The 17,721-nt window shown below is 71.1% G+C and carries 20 protein-coding genes; 12 read left to right on the plus strand and 8 right to left on the minus strand.

Going from position 1 to position 17,721, the window contains the following annotated elements; all coding sequences use genetic code 11:
- Nucleotides 1-164 precede the first annotated feature (164 nt).
- A complete protein-coding gene (locus F7R91_RS05275) occupies nucleotides 165-2,204 on the minus strand; it encodes a TerD family protein (protein WP_150944986.1) in 2,040 nt (679 codons plus the stop codon).
- 231 nt (nucleotides 2,205-2,435) lie between these two features.
- Here F7R91_RS05275 and F7R91_RS42510 point away from each other — a divergent pair, with 231 nt between their 5' ends.
- Nucleotides 2,436-2,852 (plus strand): DUF6221 family protein, encoded by a 417-nt coding sequence (locus F7R91_RS42510; RefSeq protein ID WP_225320547.1) that lies wholly within the window; start codon nucleotides 2,436-2,438, stop codon nucleotides 2,850-2,852.
- Between the two features lie 3 nt (nucleotides 2,853-2,855).
- Nucleotides 2,856-3,077 carry a hypothetical protein gene (locus F7R91_RS05285; protein WP_150944988.1) on the plus strand — a complete coding sequence of 74 codons (222 nt, stop codon included), beginning with the start codon at nucleotides 2,856-2,858 and terminating at the stop codon, nucleotides 3,075-3,077.
- A 941-nt stretch (nucleotides 3,078-4,018) separates the two neighbouring features.
- Here F7R91_RS05285 and F7R91_RS05295 read toward each other — a convergent pair.
- Nucleotides 4,019-5,062 carry an IS110 family RNA-guided transposase gene (locus tag F7R91_RS05295; RefSeq protein ID WP_150944991.1) on the minus strand — a complete coding sequence of 348 codons (1,044 nt, stop codon included), beginning with the start codon at nucleotides 5,060-5,062 and terminating at the stop codon, nucleotides 4,019-4,021.
- A 318-nt stretch (nucleotides 5,063-5,380) separates the two neighbouring features.
- On the opposite strand from F7R91_RS05295, the gene F7R91_RS05300 reads away from it, so the two are divergent.
- Both F7R91_RS05300 and F7R91_RS05305 read left to right on the plus strand, forming a co-directional pair.
- Nucleotides 5,381-5,659, plus strand: a complete 279-nt coding sequence (locus F7R91_RS05300) for a ribbon-helix-helix domain-containing protein (protein WP_150944994.1) — start codon at nucleotides 5,381-5,383, stop codon at nucleotides 5,657-5,659.
- Nucleotides 5,656-6,081 carry a hypothetical protein gene (locus F7R91_RS05305; protein ID WP_150944996.1) on the plus strand — a complete coding sequence of 142 codons (426 nt, stop codon included), beginning with the start codon at nucleotides 5,656-5,658 and terminating at the stop codon, nucleotides 6,079-6,081. The genes F7R91_RS05300 and F7R91_RS05305 overlap by 4 nt, the downstream gene beginning before the upstream one ends.
- 142 nt (nucleotides 6,082-6,223) lie before the next feature.
- On the opposite strand, the gene F7R91_RS05310 is transcribed toward F7R91_RS05305, so the two are convergent.
- The 5 genes from F7R91_RS05310 to F7R91_RS05330 form a co-directional block, all read right to left on the minus strand.
- Complete coding sequence (locus F7R91_RS05310) at nucleotides 6,224-7,999, minus strand: copper resistance CopC/CopD family protein (protein WP_150944998.1); 1,776 nt, start codon at nucleotides 7,997-7,999, stop codon at nucleotides 6,224-6,226.
- A gap of 250 nt (nucleotides 8,000-8,249) precedes the next feature.
- Complete coding sequence (locus tag F7R91_RS05315; RefSeq protein WP_150945000.1) at nucleotides 8,250-9,026, minus strand: SDR family NAD(P)-dependent oxidoreductase; 777 nt, start codon at nucleotides 9,024-9,026, stop codon at nucleotides 8,250-8,252.
- A complete protein-coding gene (locus tag F7R91_RS05320; RefSeq protein WP_150945002.1) occupies nucleotides 9,023-9,502 on the minus strand; it encodes a cupin domain-containing protein in 480 nt (159 codons plus the stop codon). The genes F7R91_RS05315 and F7R91_RS05320 overlap by 4 nt, the downstream gene beginning before the upstream one ends.
- On the minus strand, nucleotides 9,499-10,116 hold the full coding sequence (locus F7R91_RS05325) for a GNAT family N-acetyltransferase (RefSeq protein WP_150945004.1): 618 nt from the start codon (nucleotides 10,114-10,116) through the stop codon (nucleotides 9,499-9,501). The genes F7R91_RS05320 and F7R91_RS05325 overlap by 4 nt, the downstream gene beginning before the upstream one ends.
- Nucleotides 10,109-12,289, minus strand: coding sequence for a penicillin acylase family protein (locus F7R91_RS05330; protein ID WP_225320534.1), 2,181 nt, complete (start codon nucleotides 12,287-12,289; stop codon nucleotides 10,109-10,111). The genes F7R91_RS05325 and F7R91_RS05330 overlap by 8 nt, the downstream gene beginning before the upstream one ends.
- A gap of 75 nt (nucleotides 12,290-12,364) precedes the next feature.
- Here F7R91_RS05330 and F7R91_RS05335 point away from each other — a divergent pair, with 75 nt between their 5' ends.
- From F7R91_RS05335 to F7R91_RS05355, 6 genes are all read left to right on the plus strand, one after another.
- Nucleotides 12,365-13,087, plus strand: a complete 723-nt coding sequence (locus tag F7R91_RS05335) for a siderophore-interacting protein (protein WP_150945008.1) — start codon at nucleotides 12,365-12,367, stop codon at nucleotides 13,085-13,087.
- A 57-nt stretch (nucleotides 13,088-13,144) separates the two neighbouring features.
- On the plus strand, nucleotides 13,145-13,738 hold the full coding sequence (locus F7R91_RS05340) for an HhH-GPD-type base excision DNA repair protein (RefSeq protein WP_150945010.1): 594 nt from the start codon (nucleotides 13,145-13,147) through the stop codon (nucleotides 13,736-13,738).
- Between the two features lie 340 nt (nucleotides 13,739-14,078).
- Nucleotides 14,079-14,396: a hypothetical protein gene (locus F7R91_RS05345; protein ID WP_150945012.1), complete on the plus strand. Its 318-nt coding sequence runs from the start codon at nucleotides 14,079-14,081 to the stop codon at nucleotides 14,394-14,396.
- A gap of 67 nt (nucleotides 14,397-14,463) precedes the next feature.
- Nucleotides 14,464-14,595 (plus strand): hypothetical protein, encoded by a 132-nt coding sequence (locus tag F7R91_RS43775; RefSeq protein ID WP_269144738.1) that lies wholly within the window; start codon nucleotides 14,464-14,466, stop codon nucleotides 14,593-14,595.
- A gap of 132 nt (nucleotides 14,596-14,727) precedes the next feature.
- Nucleotides 14,728-15,024: a type II toxin-antitoxin system VapB family antitoxin gene (locus F7R91_RS05350; protein ID WP_003999914.1), complete on the plus strand. Its 297-nt coding sequence runs from the start codon at nucleotides 14,728-14,730 to the stop codon at nucleotides 15,022-15,024.
- Between the two features lie 122 nt (nucleotides 15,025-15,146).
- The gene (locus F7R91_RS05355) at nucleotides 15,147-15,761 is read left to right on the plus strand and encodes a LytR C-terminal domain-containing protein (protein WP_150945583.1); all 615 of its coding nucleotides are present in this window, start codon (nucleotides 15,147-15,149) and stop codon (nucleotides 15,759-15,761) included.
- 163 nt (nucleotides 15,762-15,924) lie between these two features.
- Here F7R91_RS05355 and upp read toward each other — a convergent pair whose 3' ends face one another.
- Nucleotides 15,925-16,560: a uracil phosphoribosyltransferase gene (gene upp / locus F7R91_RS05360; protein ID WP_150945014.1), complete on the minus strand. Its 636-nt coding sequence runs from the start codon at nucleotides 16,558-16,560 to the stop codon at nucleotides 15,925-15,927.
- Between the two features lie 138 nt (nucleotides 16,561-16,698).
- Here upp and F7R91_RS05365 point away from each other — a divergent pair, with 138 nt between their 5' ends.
- On the plus strand, nucleotides 16,699-16,884 hold the full coding sequence (locus F7R91_RS05365; protein WP_150945016.1) for a hypothetical protein: 186 nt from the start codon (nucleotides 16,699-16,701) through the stop codon (nucleotides 16,882-16,884).
- Nucleotides 16,885-17,148: 264 nt separating this feature from the next.
- Nucleotides 17,149-17,685 carry a tRNA adenosine deaminase-associated protein gene (locus F7R91_RS05370; RefSeq protein ID WP_150945585.1) on the plus strand — a complete coding sequence of 179 codons (537 nt, stop codon included), beginning with the start codon at nucleotides 17,149-17,151 and terminating at the stop codon, nucleotides 17,683-17,685.
- Nucleotides 17,686-17,721 lie beyond the last annotated feature (36 nt).

The raw sequence follows: 17,721 nt of genomic DNA on the forward strand, positions 1-17,721 counted from the left end.
AAACCGAGGCCGAGTCGCCCAGATCAGCGCCCAATCAGGCCACAAATGCTCGCAGCTTCCCAAGCTCAGGGCGCTCTCCCGTTTGCACCAGGTGGCCTTTGGTACGCGCCCGGTGGACAGTTGCACGTGAACCGCGGCTACGTGCAACTGTCCACGGCCGGACGTCATCCCGTTCTGGCACCTTCCTTTGCTGATGCTTGTCGGGGCCTCGGGCGGTCCAGGTGGACTACCACGGTGGTGTAGAAGCGGTTCACGGCGTCGTCGACGCTGCGGATGAAGCCGGATTCGGCGTTCCCGCGGCTGCTTCCCATGCTCTTGAACAGGGATAGGCGGAAGCCGGTGATGTGGGTGTCGTTGTTCTTTGGGAGCATGTCCGCCGGTTCCGGGCGGAGCCGTTCCAGTGTGCCCCGTGGCCCCCCGGGCTCTCCTTCGACCAGGGTTTCGATGTGGAGGTCTGCCGGTGCCTCGGCCAGGCGGCGGATGAGGCGTTTTGCCCAGGTCAGCGGGTATCCCTGCTCGGGTGCGGGGATCTCGATGGAGGTGCGGAGCTTGGCGGTGCGCAGGTCGGCGCTAATCGCCAGAATTCCGGGTGCGCCCTCGATCCGGAGCTCTGCCTGGAGTCTGCCGTCGAGGCAGAGCTGATCGGCCAGGCCGCTGCGGCGTGCTTTCGGATCGGCCCCGCGCTTGGCCCGCTGAACGGGCAGTACCTTCTGTCCGAGTCCGCCACCGAGGCTCAGGCAGATCTGGCGGATGAGCCGTTCCCAGCTCTCGACCACGTCCAGGGCGCGCGAGTCGCCCTGGCACAGGGTTTCGTCATCGATTCCGTTGCGTACAGGAACCCAGGCCGATCCCATGTTCTGGAAGCCGTGGCAGCCGGAGTTCTCATGCCGCAGGTAGTACAGCAGTTCCTGAAGCAGCCAAGCATGTGCCTTGTCTCCGACGCCCTCGTGCCGGATCAGCATCTGCGCCTGGTGGGTGACTTCGGCCCAGGACAGGTGCCAGAGAGCCACCTTGTGCTTGCGTCGGCCGTCGATCTTGACGTCGACGAGCGGGCTGCCGTCCAGCGCGACGTCGTTCGACAGTGTGATCACGGCCTCGTAGCCACGGCGTGCGGCGATGTCCACATAGGCCTGCACCTGCTCGGGCCTGAGGCCGTTGCCGTTGGTCTTGGTCTCCACCAGCGCGGTCCACAGTTTGCCGGCCCGCTCGACACGGACCACCCCGTCGGGGCGCCGCGGGGTATCGCCGTGCGGCAGCGAGACCTCGGTGAACGTCTCCATACGGCCCGACGGCGCTCCGAACGCCGCCGTGAGTCTCCGGCCGAACTCCGGCACCTGTGCCATCACTGACAGCAGTACCGACGTAGCGCGCATTTCCCGGTCCCGGTCGGACTTGAGTACCGAGACCGGAAAGAGCCTGGCCTGCTTCCAGGACTCATTGTCCGCCAGAGACTTCCTGGCCACCCTGGACACGGTGACCTTCTTCTTCGCGGTGCGAGGCCGTGCCGCCTTCTTGGGCCCCAGCTCGTCGCCAGGCGGGCGGGGAGCCGGAACAAGGCCTGGCGTCACCTGCGGTTCCTGCTCTACGGCCGGAGCCGGAACCGTCGTATCAGCGTGCTCGCTGCTCTCTGCGCCGTTCAGCGCTTCCTCTGCGCCCGCGTCGTCCTCGATGTCGACGCCGAAATCCGTCGCCAGACCGGCCAGGCCGGTGTCATAGCCCTGCCCGACGGCACGGAACCTCCACTCTTCCCCACGCCGGTATAACTCACCGAAGATGATTGCGCTCACCGTGCCCGCGTCATCGATGCCGAACCTGAGGAGGCTCTCGCCGCCCCCGTCGGCCAATTTCACCTTCAGGTCTTCCAGCTCCCCGAAACCAGCTCCCTCGTAGCGGCTCGCCGCCACGACGATCCGGTCGATGCCGGACGGGACCGCGGTCAAGTCGAAGCTAATCCGGTCCTCGTCGCCGCTCTCCGTTGGCGTCTTGCCCAGCAGTTGCACACTCCCGTCAGCGGCAACCGGGTTGTTGTAGAAGTAGAAGTCGCCGTCACTGCGCACCTTGCCGTTCGCATCCAGCAGCAGGACGGACACGTCCGCATCGCCTTCACCCGTCGGGCTGACCCAGCTCAAACTCACGATCACCGAGGCGGCGTTCTCACTCAAGGCCGCCAGCGCCACGTTCGAGCCCTTGACCATCTCATGCATGAAGCCCCCCAGATTTCGCAATTCGGGCACTTAGCTGCCCCCGCCTAGGCCACCCACCCCACGCCGCCGTCATGTGACGTACGGCACAACGAACGACTGTAGTACCCGATAACGAGACCGCGGGAGTGTCCGGAAACATCAAGCGGCGAGAACCAAGGGTCAACAGAGCGGCTCCACAAGCCCCGTCAGCCCCGGCCGAGGGAACACACCCCCGGACGTGGATCAAGAAGCATCGCTCACGAACCTGCCGACACAGTCCGGCGCTGTGACAGGGCCGGATGCTGCGGTGAGTGGACCGCGTGCGGGAACACAGTCGACTTCTGCCAAGTGGACCTCACCGGATTCCATCCCGCGATCGCGCAGCACATCGCCCTGCACGACCCCGCCCGCGTGCTGCGCAAAGTCAAGGCCAGGCGGCGCGTGCTGAACCATCACACGCTCATTCCAGCCGAAGGCGACCCAGAGCGTCCCGGGGATGACCGTGATGACTGCCAGTTCGACGGTGACCTCCGGCCGTGCGACGACCTACTCGAGGTGCAGGGGCTTCACCAGGTCTCGAAACACCAGGTCAGTGGCGTGACGCGGTTGTTCCCGTCCGGATCTGTGCCGACGGCCACAGCCAGAGGGATACACGTGGGCTCATACTGAGCCATGACTAAGCCTGCGGCACCGAAGCGTCACTTGCCTACCAGCCCCTTCAAGGCCCCAGTCCCACCGGCTCCCAAGCACTTCGCCATGGGCGACCAGGTCACACACGACATGTACGGCCTCGGCCAGGTGATCGGCATCGAGGACGGAATCGCGGCGCTCGTGGATTTCGGCTCGACGCAAATGCGGATCTTGAGCCCGTACGCCAAGATGACCAAGCTGTAGGACCGCTGTGCCCGGTCACGGCACACCAGGCCCCATCAGGGACCTGTAATGAAAGGCAGACCTGTCATCGACTCGACGTCGCTGTTCTCCGCTCTGGAACGGCAACCCCGCCGTTCCACTGCAGTATCGCCGCCTCCGACTACAAAGCCCTTCCAGGCCCCGGACTTCGGAGAAGACGAGATCTTCTGGTCCGAGGATGCACAGGTGCCCGCCCCGGGCACGCGTGCGACGCGGCCCAAGGCTGCCTAGCGGTGGTTTCGACAGCTACCCGCGGGCTGTCTCCGGTGCTGCGGTGACGAGTGCGGCCGTCTCAATTTCCGTCTCATTCAGCCCCGTTCACGGTCGTTCAGGCGAGAGCCGGAGCCGTCCCCGCACCGATGGCCAGCCGCCCATGAACGCAGGTGAACGTCCACGCACGCAGCTCACCGCCCCACCAACACAGTTGGAAAGCGTGTTGGGGGCAACCCCTCACGAGTTCGAATCTCGTATCCTCGCCGGCTCAGAGGGCCGGACCATGAAAGTGGTCCGGCCCTCTGGCGTATCTCGCCCCACGCACCGCCACAATGCATCCCGCAGAGCAACGTCATCCCTGAAAGGGGTGGGGTCGGTCAAGTGTGGTGCTTGTCCGGGTTCTTCCTGTTGGGTCGTGGGCTGAGGGCGTGCTCGGGCAGGGGGACGGTGTGCGCCCGTTCCCAGGGTGTGTGCTGTGGTCCCGCCGGCTGGGGGCGGGACGTTGTGGCGTGTGCTCTTCACCAGGTGTGATGCTGAAATGGCGGCGCTCCGGCTGCCGGTCATCCCTTCGCCGCGTCCGCGGTGGTGCTGTGGTGCGGCATGGTGTGGTTCGGCACACGGCCGACGGGATCAATCAGCGGAGCGGCCGTGCCGCGGGGCGGGGCCAGACGTTGCGGCGATCGCGCGTCGGTCGTGGGTCCGGATGCTGCTCATCCGTTGTCCTGGCGGGCCAGGCAGCGGACTTCGCCGTCGCGCAGCCCGTAGTAGACGAGGGTGAGCAGTTTGCGGGCCGCGGCGGCCTTGGCGATGTTGCGTGCCTCGGCGCCGCGACGTGCCTCGATCCGCTCCCGGTGGGCGCGCATCGGGGTGCCTTCGGGGGCGTGCTGGACGGCCTCCACGGCGGCCCAGCGCACCAGTTTGGAGCCCTGCTTGGTCAGGTGACCCCGCATCACCTTCAGATCCGACTCGCGGTGGCGCGGGGTGAGCCCGGCCCAGGAGCACAGGTGCTTGGGCGATGGGAATCGCGTCACGTCGCCGATCTCGGCGGTGAACACGGCGGCCAGGACCGGGCCGATCCCGCCGATGGACTGGATCGCCTGGTAGCCGGGGTGGCCGGCGAGCCGGGTGGCGATCTGCCGGTCGAGCCAGGCGAGCTGCGTGTCGAACGCGCTCATCACCGCGCGCAGTGCCCGCAGCCGCGTCGCGTAGCCGACGGGCAGTGGCAGGTCGTCGAGGAAGGCAGCGCCGCGGGTGCCGAACAGGTCGCTCATCGGCAACGCGATGCCCTGCTTGGCCACCACACCGTGGGCCTGGTTGCGGCAGCTGGTGCGCAGGTTCACCAGCTTGTGCCGCCCGCGCACCATTTCCCGCAGCTCGCGGGTCTCGGGCGGAGCCAGCCAGGACTCCGGCAGACGCCCGAGCCGCAGCAGGTCGGCCAGGTCGGCGGCGTCCCTCTCGTCGTTCTTCACCCGCCGGTAGGTGAACGCCTTCACCCCCAGTGGGTGGGCCAGGTGGACCTCGGCGCCCGCCTCGGCGAGCGCGTCGGCTGCCCAGTACCAGCCGAGTGTGGCCTCCAGCACGACCTTCGCCCCCGGTCCGGCCTTGGCGATCTCGCGCTTGAGCCGGGCCGGATCATTGTTGATCCGGACCATCTTTCCCACTCGTTGCCCGTCCGATGCCATGCGCACGAGCACGGAGCGGCGCCGGTGCAGGTCCATTCCCACCCACTGCACACCGTCGTACGGTGACGTCATTGAGGGCCTCCCCGAGTTCGGACTCCAACCTGAGCCGAGCATCCCGCGCACCCGGCAGGAGCGGGAGGCCCCGCTCCTTTCATCGCATCAGCGGCATTTCGAGCCGCCGCCTCCTTCGCCTCCGAGAGCGTGAGGTGCTCGCCCACCGCGCATCTCACCCCGGGTGCATGTGGACAGACCAATTGCCCACCGAGCAACTGCGGAACCTTCAGCTCGATCGACCTGAAGACGTCTGCCGAAGGCAGCAAGGCAGCAAGGACATGGACTCTCGGGCAACCACCTGGTACGGGCGCTTACACCAAGAGTATGGTCTCTTGTATGGCAACCAAGAAGGTGACGGTGACGATCCCCGAGGATCTGCTGGACGAGATCCGCGCTGAGGTGGCTGAGCGAGGACTTTCGGCATACGTCGCCGAAGCGCTGCGGTTCAAACGCGACCGGGACCGGCTGCTGGAGCTGGTCGACTGGCTGCAGGAGGAACACGGTCCGGTCACCGAGGACGAGCGCGCTGCAGCACTCGCGGAACTGGAAGATGTCGACGCCGAGCACGAGCGCCGCCGCACCTCCGGAGGGCACAACGCCGGAGAAGCTGCGTGAAGAAGCGAGCCAGTGAGCACAGGCAGCGGCCACTGCGCGTCTTTGTCCTCGACTGCGAGGCCCTGTCTCTCGCTGTGCGTGGCGACCGGAAGATGATCGCCCGGCTCGACCTCGCAGCCCGGGGCGAAGCCGAGGTGGTCACGTCCCCCATGACGCTGGTCGAGGCGTACGACGGCAGAACCACCGAACAGCGCTGGGACTGGGTGCTTATCCGGCTCAGAGTCGCCGACATCGGAAAGGAGGAGGCCCGCCAGGCCCGTCGGCTCCTGTCCGACGCCAAGCTCCACGGCCACAAGTACGCGATCGACGCGGTGCTCGCCGTCATCGCCCAACAGCAGAAGGGGCAGGTCACAGTCTTCACCTCGGACGTGGACGACCTGGAGAAGCTGGTCCCGGACTCGATCGTCGTCAAGCGGGTTTGACCGGCGCCCTGGTCTCATCACCGCCGTCCACCATGCCTCCTGCAGCGCACACAACCGAAGTGTGTGTGCGTGCTGGGTAGGAGCTCAGCGATCGATGCCCGTCACAGAGGACTGGGGTCCGCGGGGCCGTGATCGCCCATGACTAGCCCACGATCCGCACCGTCTTCGTCACGCTCACCTGGTCCACCTCGGACACCCTGACCGTCGCCTTCATGGTCCAGGTGCCGGCGATGGGGAGGGTGAAGGTGTTTGCGGCCCAGTAGCCGCCCTTGTCGGTCAGCTTGGTGTCCAGGGGGCCGATCTTCTGGGCGCCGAGGGTGAAGGAGAGGCGGAGTTCGGGGACGCTGGCCAGGCCGCCGTCGGGCCCGAAGACCACCGCCTGCACCGAGTTGTCGCCCACCCGGCCCGGGTCGAGGGTGATCTGCACCTTGCCGTGGGCGCCGGGGGTGCCGATGTCGAAGGGGATGGTCGTGACGGACGCCGCGGGCAGCCCGGAAACCGGGGCCGCCTCGGCCGCCTGAGCGGCTGCCCGGCCGGGCAACGTGCCGGTGAGCACCGTCGTGACGACCAACACGACGACTCCGACGGCGACTTCGGTCAGCACGGAACGGCGCAGGCCCCGGCGGTGGGTGTGGTGGGTGTCCGGAGCGGCCGGTCCCGGCTCCGGCTGAGGCTCCGGCGGGAGCGGCGGGCCGCCCGCCGGCTCCGGCACCCGTTCCCGTGCCGGCACGTCCGATTCCGCTTCGGCGTCCGCGGTCACCAGCGCGCCGGTCCAGCGCCGTGACAGCCCGGCCGCCGCCAGCAGCAGTACGACCGCGGCCAGTTTGACGGTCAGCAGCCGGCCGTACGAGGTACCGGTGAGCGCGTTCCAGGAGCCGAGGCCCCGCCAGGACTGGTAGACGCCGGTGACGACCAGGACCGTCACGGAGACGAAGGCCAGGCGGGAGAAGCGGGCGACCGTGCCGGCCTCGGTGGCCGAGGACCGGTGAAGCGTCATCAGCAGGGCCGTGAGGCCGCCCAGCCACACGGCCATCGCCAGCACGTGCAGCACCGACGAGGTCATGGCCAGCGGGACCTGGATGCCGGCGGAGGCGTGTTCCCCGGCGGCCCAGGTCAGTGCCAGACCGACGGCGAGGGCGGCGCCCGCCGCGAGCAGCAGTCGGGGCGGGCGCTGATCCGTACCGCGCCGGGACAGCCGTATGAGAAAGACGGCCGTCACCGGCAGCAGCGCCAGGCGGGCCAGCAGGACCGCGCCCGGACGGCTGGTGAGGGTGTGGCTCAGGGCGGAGGTGTCGAAGGCCGTGGCCGGGCCGGTGCCCGACTCGTACGGGGCGCGCAGCACCAGCAGGGCGAGTGTGGCGGCGAGCAGGGTCCACCAGCCCGCTGCCAGCGGCCTGCGCAGCGGGGCCGGGTCCGCCGGGCGGCACACGAGAACGAACGTGGCCGTGCCGATGAGGAGGGCCGCGGCGAGGTACGCCAGATAGCGGGCGATGTTGTACAGGCTCGCTGTCGCCGGGTCCTCGACCGGGCCGGGGTCGATGGGCGCCGCGGTGGCGGAGGGCTTGCCGATCGAGAACGTGAAGGCGCCCGAGACCGGGTGGCTGTCCGCGGACACCGCCCGCCAGGCCACGACGTACGTGCCCTTGGCGAGCTCGGCCGGCAGGGTCACCCGCGCGGTGTCGGAACGGCCTTCCGCGTGGTGTGCCTCACCCGTGCGCAGCCGCCGGTTCTCGGGGTCCAGGACGCGGAAGGAGTCGTCGAGCAGGCCGACGGACTCGGTGAAGGTCAGGGTGAGATGGCGGGGTGCCGACTTGAGGACGGTTCCGTCGTCGGGGTCGGTGCCGCTGAGGGCGGCGTGGGCAGAGGCGGGCGCCGCGCCGCCGAGGACGAGCAGGACCAGCACGGCTCCCAGCAGCACCAGCCCTTGAAGGCCGCGTCGGCCGTGTCCCCCCGGGCTTCCTCGTCGCGCATCGTCCCACCCCTCGGTCCGCCGTCGGTCCACGTCACTTCTCCGTCTTCGGACTTGCCGCTCCGGGACATGTACGGACGCGGGCGCCCCCGCGCTCACCGCGACGACGCGCTCGGCCCCGTACGCGACAACGCACTGTCGGCCCGCGCCCCGTCCGCGACGGCTCCCCGCCCGGCCTCTCCGCCCGCCCTCTCCGCGCTCACCACCCCGGCCTCGCCGACACCCCTCCGTCGACCACCAGGTCGTGCCCGGTGATCCAGTCGGCCAGCGGGGACGCGAGGAACACGCAGGCGTCGCCCACGTCCTCGGGGCGGCCGAGCCGTCCCGTCGGCGCCGCCTTCCGCCACCGCTGTACGCCCTCCGGCCAGGCCTCCGTCAGCCCCTCGCGGTCGATCAGGCCGGGCGAGACGGAGTTGACGCGGATGCCGTACGGGCCGTACTCAAGGGCCGCCGCGCGGGCGTGCATCACGACGGCGGCCTTGGCGGCGGAGTAGTGGGCGTGCAGCGGGGCCGGGCGGCTCGCCTCGATGGAGGCGATGTGGGTGATGGTGCCTCCGCCCGCGGCCCGCATGATCTCGGCGGCTGCCTGGGTACAGGCGAAGACACTCGCGAGGTTGGTGTCGACGACCGCCCGCCAGTCCGCCGCCGTCATCCCGGCGAGCTCCTGCGTCGGCTGCACGCCCGCGTTGTTGACCAGCGCCGTCAGCCGGCCCCCGGCCCAGTCGGCCGCCTCCGCGACCAGCCGCCGGCAGGCGTCCTCGTCGGACAGATCGGCGGCGGTCAGGACGACGGTCCGGGCGCCCGCGTCGTGGAGGCGGGCGGCGGTCTCCCGCGCTGCCGCGACGCCCGTACGGCAGTGCAGCGCGACCGCCGCGCCCTCCTCGGCGAACCGCAGCGCGATCCCGCGTCCGATGCCGCCGCTCGCGCCCGTGACCAGGGCGACCTGTCCTTCGAGAAGTCGTGCCGGCTGCCTCATGGGCGGCACAGTGGCACGATCCGGGCCGCCTCGGACGGATACCGCGCCGTCAGTTGGGCCGCGTCGCCGTGCTCGTAGCCCTCGTATGTGAAACCGGGTGCCATGGTGCAGCCGAAGAGCGTCCATGTGCCGCCCGCCGCGACCCGTGCGCCCATCCAGGTGCCGGCGGGGATCGTGAGCTGGACGTGCTGGCCGCCCAGGACGTCCGGGCCGAGCACGGGCGTGCTCGACGTGCCGTCCGGGGCGAGCAGCAGCAGGTCCAGCGGGTCGCCGAGGTAGAAGTGCCAGATCTCGTCCGAGGGCAGGCGGTGCAGGGCGGAGAAGTCGTCCGGCTCGGCGGTGAGCAGGGCGACCATGGCCGAGCCCTCCGGGCGTCCGTCCGGCCGCTCGGGGCCTGCCCAGGTGCGCCGGAAGCGCCCGCCCTCGCGCGGGATCGGCTCCAGACCGTAGTGCGCCACGAGATCTTCTGGGGTCACCCGGGGAAGGCTACCTCCCGGCGCAGGAAGGCCAGTTGCGCGTGCTTCTCGGGCAGGTGGACGTCCGGGATGTCTATTTCCGGCAGGACCACCCGCTCGCCCGCCTCGAAGCCCTGCCTCAGGAAGCGGGCGACCGCCTTCTCGTTGCGCACATCGGGGTCGACCACGACCCGCTGCCGGTCCAGGCCCAGCAGCACGTACCCGGCGACGGCTGTCAGCAGCGCTGCCGACCAGCCGGTCCGCGGGCCCTCCGCTCCGGCGGGCGCCAGCAGCAGATGGACGCCGATGTCGCCGGGCCGGACCTCGTATACCTCGCTGACCCGGTCGGCCTCCGGCTCGTAGGTCTGCAGGAGCGCGACCGGGTCGTCGTCCTTCGTCACCAGGAACGCGTGGTGGGTGTCCAGCGTGTCCAGGTGCGCGTAGATCTCCGTGACCTGCTCGACCGACAGGCCGTTCATGCCCCAGAACGAAGCCCGCTCCTCACTCGCCCACGCGTGGACGACCCCGGCGTCGGCGTGCGGGTCGAGGCGCAGGAGGCGGACGGTGCCGAAGCCGTCGACGTGTTGCTCGTGGACGGGCTCCCGGGCGGGTGCGGGCGGGCGGCGGTCAGACATCGGTCTCCTTCGTCAGCCGGTTCCAGTCGGTGACCACCGGGACCAGATCCCCCCTCAGCCACAGGGGCTGCTGGTCACGGTGGTGGGGCGAGCGGGGGACGCCCGAGGCGCCGAACGGGACCACCCACAGGCTGTCCTCGCGGCGGGCCAGGTCCCAGACGTAGCGGGCGGCGGGGCCGCGCGCGCTCAGGTCGGTGAGGCCGGGCACGGCGCTGGTGCACAGCACGCAGTCGTGGTCGCCGGACAGGCCTGGTTCGGCGTGTTCACCGGACGGGCCCGGTTCGTCGCGGCCGCCGGACAGGCCCGCTTCGGCGCGGTCACCGGACCGGCCCGCTTCGGCATGGTCGCCGGACCGGCCCGCTTCCGCGCGGTCGTCCGCGAGAGCCCGCCAGGGGGCCAGACGGTGGGTGTCGCCCCAGGTGCCGGCGGGGGGCTCGGCGGCCACCTCCTCCACGGCCGCGCGGACGGCGGCGGCGCGGTCGACGCCGTACAGCTCCTCGGCCCGCAGCAGGTGTTCCAGGGCGAGGCCGATGCGCGGGGTGAGGGCGAGCCAGGGGAGGAAGACCTCGGGGTAGGGGGGCGGTGCGGTCAGCGCGGCGAACGCCGGGTGCGCGGCGAGCCGCCGTACGACCGCGCCGCGCACGGCCGCGTACAGCGCCGCGTCCGTGCTGGTCGCGTCCATACGTCGGTCCCAGCGCAGGAGGGTCTCCCGGAGGCGGGCGGCCTCGGGGGACAGGCCGTCAAGGGCGGCCAGGTGCTCCAGCAGGGGGGCGGCGGAGGCGAGTTGGGTGTCCGTGTGGATCGCGGGCATGTCGCCGGGCGACCAGTGGTCCTTCTCGCTCAGCAGGGCGGTGATGCGGTCGGCGCGGTGCGGCGCGGCGAACTCGACGCCGAGGGGAGCCGCGGGGCCGCGCTGGTTGGCCATCACCGCGATGCCGTCGGTCAGGCCGGCGCGCGGCATGGTGTGCCAGCCGTCCCATGCGTGGCCCGGCTCCCAGGCGGGCACCGGCCGGATCCCGTTGGCCCCGGCGCGCAGCGGCACCCGGCCCGCGACCCGGTGCAGCAGGCCGCCCTCGGTGTCGGCGGCCTGGACGACGTTGACGGGCTCGGCCCACGCGTCGAAGGCACGGTCCACGTCGGCGACCCGGCGGGCCCGCAGCAGCGGCAGGAGGGTGCCGAAGCCGAGGTCGGCGGTGACGCGGGGCGGGTAGCGGAGGCTGAGCGCGACCGGGGTGCCGTCGTCGAGGCCCTCGGGGCCGCCGGCGATCACCGGGCCGCGGTCGGTCTCGATCACCTCGACCTCGACGGGTTCCTCCCCCGCCACCTCCACGGTCTCCGTGTGCCGGGCGGCGCGCCGCCAGGTGCCGTCGGGTCCCAGGGCCTCGACGCCCGCGCCCGTGCGCCTGAGCCGCTCCCGGTAGAGGTCCTGGTAGTCGGCCATCGCGTTGGTGATGGCCCAGGCGACCGTGCCGGTGTGGCCGAAGTGGGCGATGCCGGGGACGCCGGGGACGGCGAGGCCGACGGCGTCGAACTCCGGGCAGGACAGCCGGATCTGCTGGTAGACGCCCGGGTCCTCGATGAAGCGGTGCGGGTCGCCCGCGATGACGGCCTGGCCGGTGGTGGTCCGGGCGCCGCTCACCAGCCAGCCGTTGCTGCCGGAGGTGCCGGGTCCGTCGGCGGCGAACAGTGCGACGGCCTCCTCGCCGAGGTGCCGTACCGCCTGCTCGCGCCAGAGTTTGGCGGGGAAACCGGCGAAGAGGATGTGGGTGGAGAGCCAGATGCCGAGGGGGGTCCAGGGCTCCCAGCGGCCGGGGGCGAGGCCGACGCGCGCGAACTCGGGGGCGTCGCAGCGGGCCAGTCCGTCCTGGACGCCGTCGACGTACGCCCGCACCCAGTCCGCGGTCTCGGGATCTCGCTGCTCCAGTGCGGCGAAACAGCGTCTGGCCGTGTCCTCCAGGCGGGCGCGTCGGGCGAAGCGGTCCCAGGCGAGGGCCTCGGTGCCGAGGAACGCGGCGGTGGTGCCCTGGACGCGGTGGCGCTCGACCTCCAGCTGCCAGGCCCGGTCGCGGGCGGTCACACGGCCCTGCGCGCGGGCGAGGCCGACCGGGCTGTCCGCGCGCAGATGCGGGATTCCCCAGGCATCGCGGTAGATCTCGGTGGTCTCGGTGGTCACCCTTCGCCCCCTCATTTTTTAGGTTAGGCTCACCTAACTATTCCTGGGAGATCGTACGCGAAGGGTGCAGAGGCGATGGGGCAGGGGCATGGCTGGGAGGGCGCGGTCCTCAGACTGCTGCGTGCGAAGGACTTCACGTTCACCGTGACGGACGCCGAGAACGTCACCGGGACCTATCGGCGCCTCCACCTCACCGACGGCGGCATGCTCGCGGCGACCGGCGTCCACCCGACGATGTGGGTCCGGCTCTGGTTCGACAACGCGGGCAAGCCGCACCAGCGGGCGTACACCCTGGTCGACCCGGATCCGGCGGCCGGCACCTTCAGCCTGGAGTTCGCCCTCCACGAGGGGTGCGCCAGCGACTGGGCGCGGACGGCGAAGCCCGGCGACACCGTCGAGGCGACCGTCCACGGCACGGGCTTCGACCGTCCCGGCCCCGAGCCCTCCCATGTCTTCGCGGTCGCCGACCCCGCTTCACTGCCGGCGCTCAACTCCCTGCTCGCGGCGCTGGATCCGGCCCCGGCGACCATCTGGTTCGAGGGCGACGCCGAGGGCCTGCCCCTCCACACCGACCCGTCCCGCCACGAGATACGCAGGGTGCCCCGCCTGGACTCCGGCGCCGGCCTGGTCACCCAGGTGAAGACGGACCTGCCCGACCTGCTGAAGGGCACTCCCCACCCCTATGTGTGGATCGCCTGCGACACGGCGACGACCCGGACCCTGTCGACGTACGTCCGCAAGGAACTGGGCCTGCCGAAGCCCAGGATGCACGCGCTGGGGTACTGGCGGGCGACCTGACGTCCCCGTAGCGGCCACCGGCGCGCGGCCCCGCCCCCCACGCGGGATCATCGAGGCATGGACGTCACTCTTCACCTCGCCCAGGACCCCCAGGCCGACGAGCTGCTCGGGCGGTCTCCGCTTGCCGCGCTGGTCGGGATGCTGCTGGACCAGCAGGTTCCGATGGAGTGGGCGTTCAAGGGGCCGTCGACCATCGCCCGGCGGATGGGCACGGACGACCTGGACGCTCACGAGATCGCCGCCCAGGACCCGGAGGCGTTCACCGCGCTGCTGGTCCACAAGCCCGCCGTGCACCGCTATCCGGGGTCCATGGCCAAGCGGATCCAGCAGCTGTGCCAGTACCTCGTCGAGCACTACGACGGGAACGCCGAGCTCATCTGGAAGGGCGTCGACGACGGGCAGGAGCTGCTGCGGCGCCTCCAGGACCTCCCCGGGTTCGGCAAGCAGAAGGCGCAGATCTTCCTCGCCCTCCTCGGCAAGCAGCTGGGCGTGCGTCCCCAGGGCTGGCGGGAGGCCGCCGGCGCCTACGGCGAGTCGGAGTGCTTCCGCTCCGTGGCCGACATCACCGGGCCCGACTCCCTGACCAAGGTGCGGGCGCACAAACAGGAGATGAAGGCGGCGGCGAAAGCGGCGAAAGCGGGCGGCAAGTAGTTCCTCGGCGGTCCGCGAGCGGGCCTCATTCGTGTGGCCCGCTCCTGGCGGCGGGGCCGCGTGAACAACGGGGTCCCGCGACTCCCCACCTGTCCGGTATGCCGAGCGAGCGGATCCGGCACGGCCGCGTCGCATGCGGCGCAGGCGGCGGCCGCCGACACGTGGGTGTTCGCACGCCCGCGAGCTCGCTCTCATTCGTGCGGCCCGCTCCTGCTGGCGGTGCGCGGTCCGAGGATGGGCGCCGCGGCCCCGGGACACCCTCACCCCTCCCATACGCCGAGCGAGCGGATCTGGGGGCGGCGCGATGCGCGGCGTACGCGGAGCGGGGAGGTGAACCTCCATGAGCACCGCACGAAGCCTCCCGCGCAGCCGCCTCTGGCTGCGGGCGCTCGTGCTGCTGCTCGCTGTGCTGGTGCCGGCCGCGCACGCCGAGGGGCGCCCGGCGGCCGTGTCGGCCGGTGAGATTGCCGAGTACGACGTTCTCGACACCGTCCTGCGGCCGGCGTCCCGCGCCTCCCACCGTGCCGTCGCCCGCCCGCGTCCCGTGCCCGTCGTACCCCGCCCGGCGCCCGCCGCCCCGCAAGGACGGCCGCTGCCCGCGCCGGCACCGCCGCCCCACGCCCCGGACACCCTGCGCTCCGTGGTCCTGCGCTGCTGACGGACCCCGCCTCCCCCGGTCTGTCAGCACATCCGACGCAAGGAAACGGAACGTGAGGAACACAGCCATGACCGCAGACCCGTACGCGGTGCTGCGCGCCCTGCTGCGCGCGGAGGCCGCCCGCAACACGCCCAAACCCGAACCCAAGAAAGAGCCCGGGAGGCGGCAGCAGCCCCCGAAGGAGCAGGCACGCGGATAGCCCCATGCGGCGGGGACGGCCCGGCCGGGCAACCGTCTCCGCCGCGTTTGCCCGGGTTTACGATGCCTTTTCCGGCGCCGCACTCCGCCTGCGAGGCTGCGCCCGGAACGTCTGGGCCGGTAGGCTTTCCGTGTGATCTTCAAGCGCATCGGAAACGGCCGGCCGTACCCCGACCACGGCCGGGAAAGCACCCGGCAGTGGGCGGACGTCGCGCCGCGCCCGGTCCGCCTCGATCAGCTCGTGACGACCAAGGGCCAGCTCGATCTGGAAACCCTGCTCGCCGAGGACTCGACCTTCTACGGCGACCTCTTCGCGCACGTCGTGAAGTGGCAGGGCGACCTGTACCTGGAGGACGGCCTCCACCGCGCGGTGCGGGCGGCGCTGCAGCAGCGCCAGGTGCTCCACGCGCGCGTTCTTGAGCTGGATTAGCCGCCGCCGGACAACGGGTTGGCCCTTTCGGGTTCTACTGAGCGGTATCGAATGATCATCTAGTAGGAATCGCCGCCCGGTCGCACTACGCTGCGCTCATGAGCATGCTGACTCCCCCAGGCATGGGCGGCCAGTACCGGATCACGGGGGACAAGTACCCGCGCATGCGCCGTCCCCGGCGGCGCGGCAGGCTCGTGGTCGTCGTCATCGCCTGCGGTGCGGGTCTCGGTGTGATCGGCTGGGGCACCATCCAGCTCGTCGACGTCTTCACCGGCGGCGGCAAGAAGGCCTCGGCGGCCGGTCCCAAGGCGGACTGCGCCACCAAGGTGACCGCCTCGCCCAGGGCGGCCAAGGCATTGCCCGAGCCCCGCCAGATCACCGTCAACGTGTTCAACGCGACGCCCCGCAGCGGCCTCGCCAAGAAGACCGCCGACGAGCTGAAGAAGCGCGGCTTCAAGATCGGCGAGGTGGGCAACGCGGCGAAGGAGTACGACAAGAAGATCGCCGGTATCGGGATGCTGCTCGGCCCCGCATCCTCCCTGAACACCTCGCTGCCCGTCCTCGGCACCCAGCTCGGCACCGCCGAGCGCCGCACCGACGCCGCCCGCAAGGGCACCGACGTCGATCTGATCATCGGCACCGGCTTCAAGTCCCTGACGGCGAAGGCGGCCGCGGACCGGGCGCTGGCCGAACTGACCGCGCCGCGGCCGACGTCCGCCTCCGCGAAGAGCTGCTGAGCCCCGTAAGGGAGCCGGGCCCCAGGGCCCGTCCGGCGGATCACACCGCAGACGCGGGGCCCGGCGCGCCCTCCTCCGCCTTGCAGCTGCACGCACCGGACCCCGCTCACCGGCGCTGATCGGGCCCGGCTGCTTCCCTGCGGCCCGATCCGCCGGACAGGCCCTACTCGGCCGCCCCGTACATCCGGTCCCCCGCGTCGCCCAGGCCCGGCACGATGTAGCCGTGGTCGTTGAGGCGCTCGTCGACCGATGCCGTCACGACCGTCACCGGGGTGCCCGCCAGCTCGCGCTCCATGACCGCGACGCCCTCCGGAGCGGCGAGCAGCACCACCGCGGTCACATCGTCGGCACCGCGCTTGATCAGCTCGTGGATCGCCGCGACGAGGGTGCCGCCGGTGGCGAGCATCGGGTCGAGGACGTACACCTGGCGCCCGGAGAGGTCCTCCGGCATGCGCGTGGCGTACGTGGACGCCTGCAGCGTCTCCTCGTTGCGGATCATGCCCAGGAAGCCCACCTCGGCGGTCGGCAGCAGCCGGACCATGCCGTCGAGCATGCCGAGACCGGCCCGCAGGATCGGCACGACCAGCGGGCGGGGGTGGGAGAGCTTGACGCCCGTGGTCGAGGCGACCGGCGTCCTGAGGTCGACCTGTTCGGTGCGCACGTCCCGGGTGGCCTCGTAGGCGAGCAGGGTGACCAGCTCGTCGGCGAGCCGCCGGAAGGTCGGGGAGTCGGTGCGCTCGTCGCGCAGCGTGGTGAGCTTGTGGGCGACCAGGGGGTGGTCGACGACATGGAGACGCATGTCCACAACAGTAACCGGGCCCGATGTGCCCGGCGTCCCCGAAGGGCGGCAAGCCGGCCGACTCGGCTTCACCCACACGCTGGCATCAAACCGCCCATCAGAGGGAAAGTGGGAGGGACGTAGCGGGGTGGTGTGCCGATGGCTGACCAAGAGTCCCACGAGGACGCGTCACAGCGGGAGTCCGACGCCGAGCGAAGGCGGCGACGGGCCCAGTTCCTGCGGGAACTGACCGAGGCGCGCGAGCTGCGCGACCGCGTACAGCCCCGCCGTGCCAAGGCCGCACGGCTGCGCCACGCCCTGCGCATGCGCACCTTCCGCTGGTAGCGCGGCACCCCTTCCGGCGCTCCGGCGGCGGCAGTTCCGGCGCCTCGCGCGGGCGACCGGGTGCGTGCGTCACCCCGTCGGCCGCGTACGATCCGCTGGTGGACGATCGAAACGGGCGGACACAGGGAGCCGAAGACGTCCCCTGAACGCCTTGTTTCTGCCACGATTCCGAGTGGGTGGGGCTCGGAGCACAGCACTCCCCGCCCGCAACCTCCGCCGGGGGGACCCCCAACCGGCACGCCTATGACCAGTGGGAGAGTCACGGTGTACTTCGCCGCACTGCTCGCGCGCACCGAAGACGGGTGGGAAGCGAGCGACACAGAGCTCGACGATGTGGAAACCCTGTCGGATCTGGCCGACCTGGCCCGTGAAGCCTCGCCCGACGACGACACGGTTCTGGTCCTGATCGAGCAGGAGGACGCGTGGTTCGGCCTCGTCCGGGTGGACGGTGAGGACGACCCACGTATCTACGTCTCGGACGCCGCCGCCGCTGCCCGCAGCTCGTACGGCGAGATCCTGCTCACGGACGAACTGCTCGGAAGGGAGCCCGGCGACGACGACGCCGACCTGGACTCCCTCGACCTCGACGGCACGGAGGACGGTGAGCCCGACAAGGACGCGGACGACGACGAGGACGGCGCCTCCGCCGACGCCGTGCCGCACAGCCCGGTCGGCGACAGCGAGATCCTCGACGACCTCGGCGTCAGCGAGAAGGAGCTGCGCGCCCTGGACGCGGAGGACGCGCTGGGCGCGATCGCCGAGGCCCTCGGCGCCTCGGAGGTCCTGGAGACCGTCCGCTGACCGCACCGGCCCCGGGTCCGGCACCGGACCCGGTAC

Source organism: Streptomyces luteolifulvus (genome assembly GCF_008806595.1).
In the GTDB taxonomy this organism is placed as follows: Bacteria; Actinomycetota; Actinomycetes; order Streptomycetales; family Streptomycetaceae; genus Streptomyces; species Streptomyces luteolifulvus.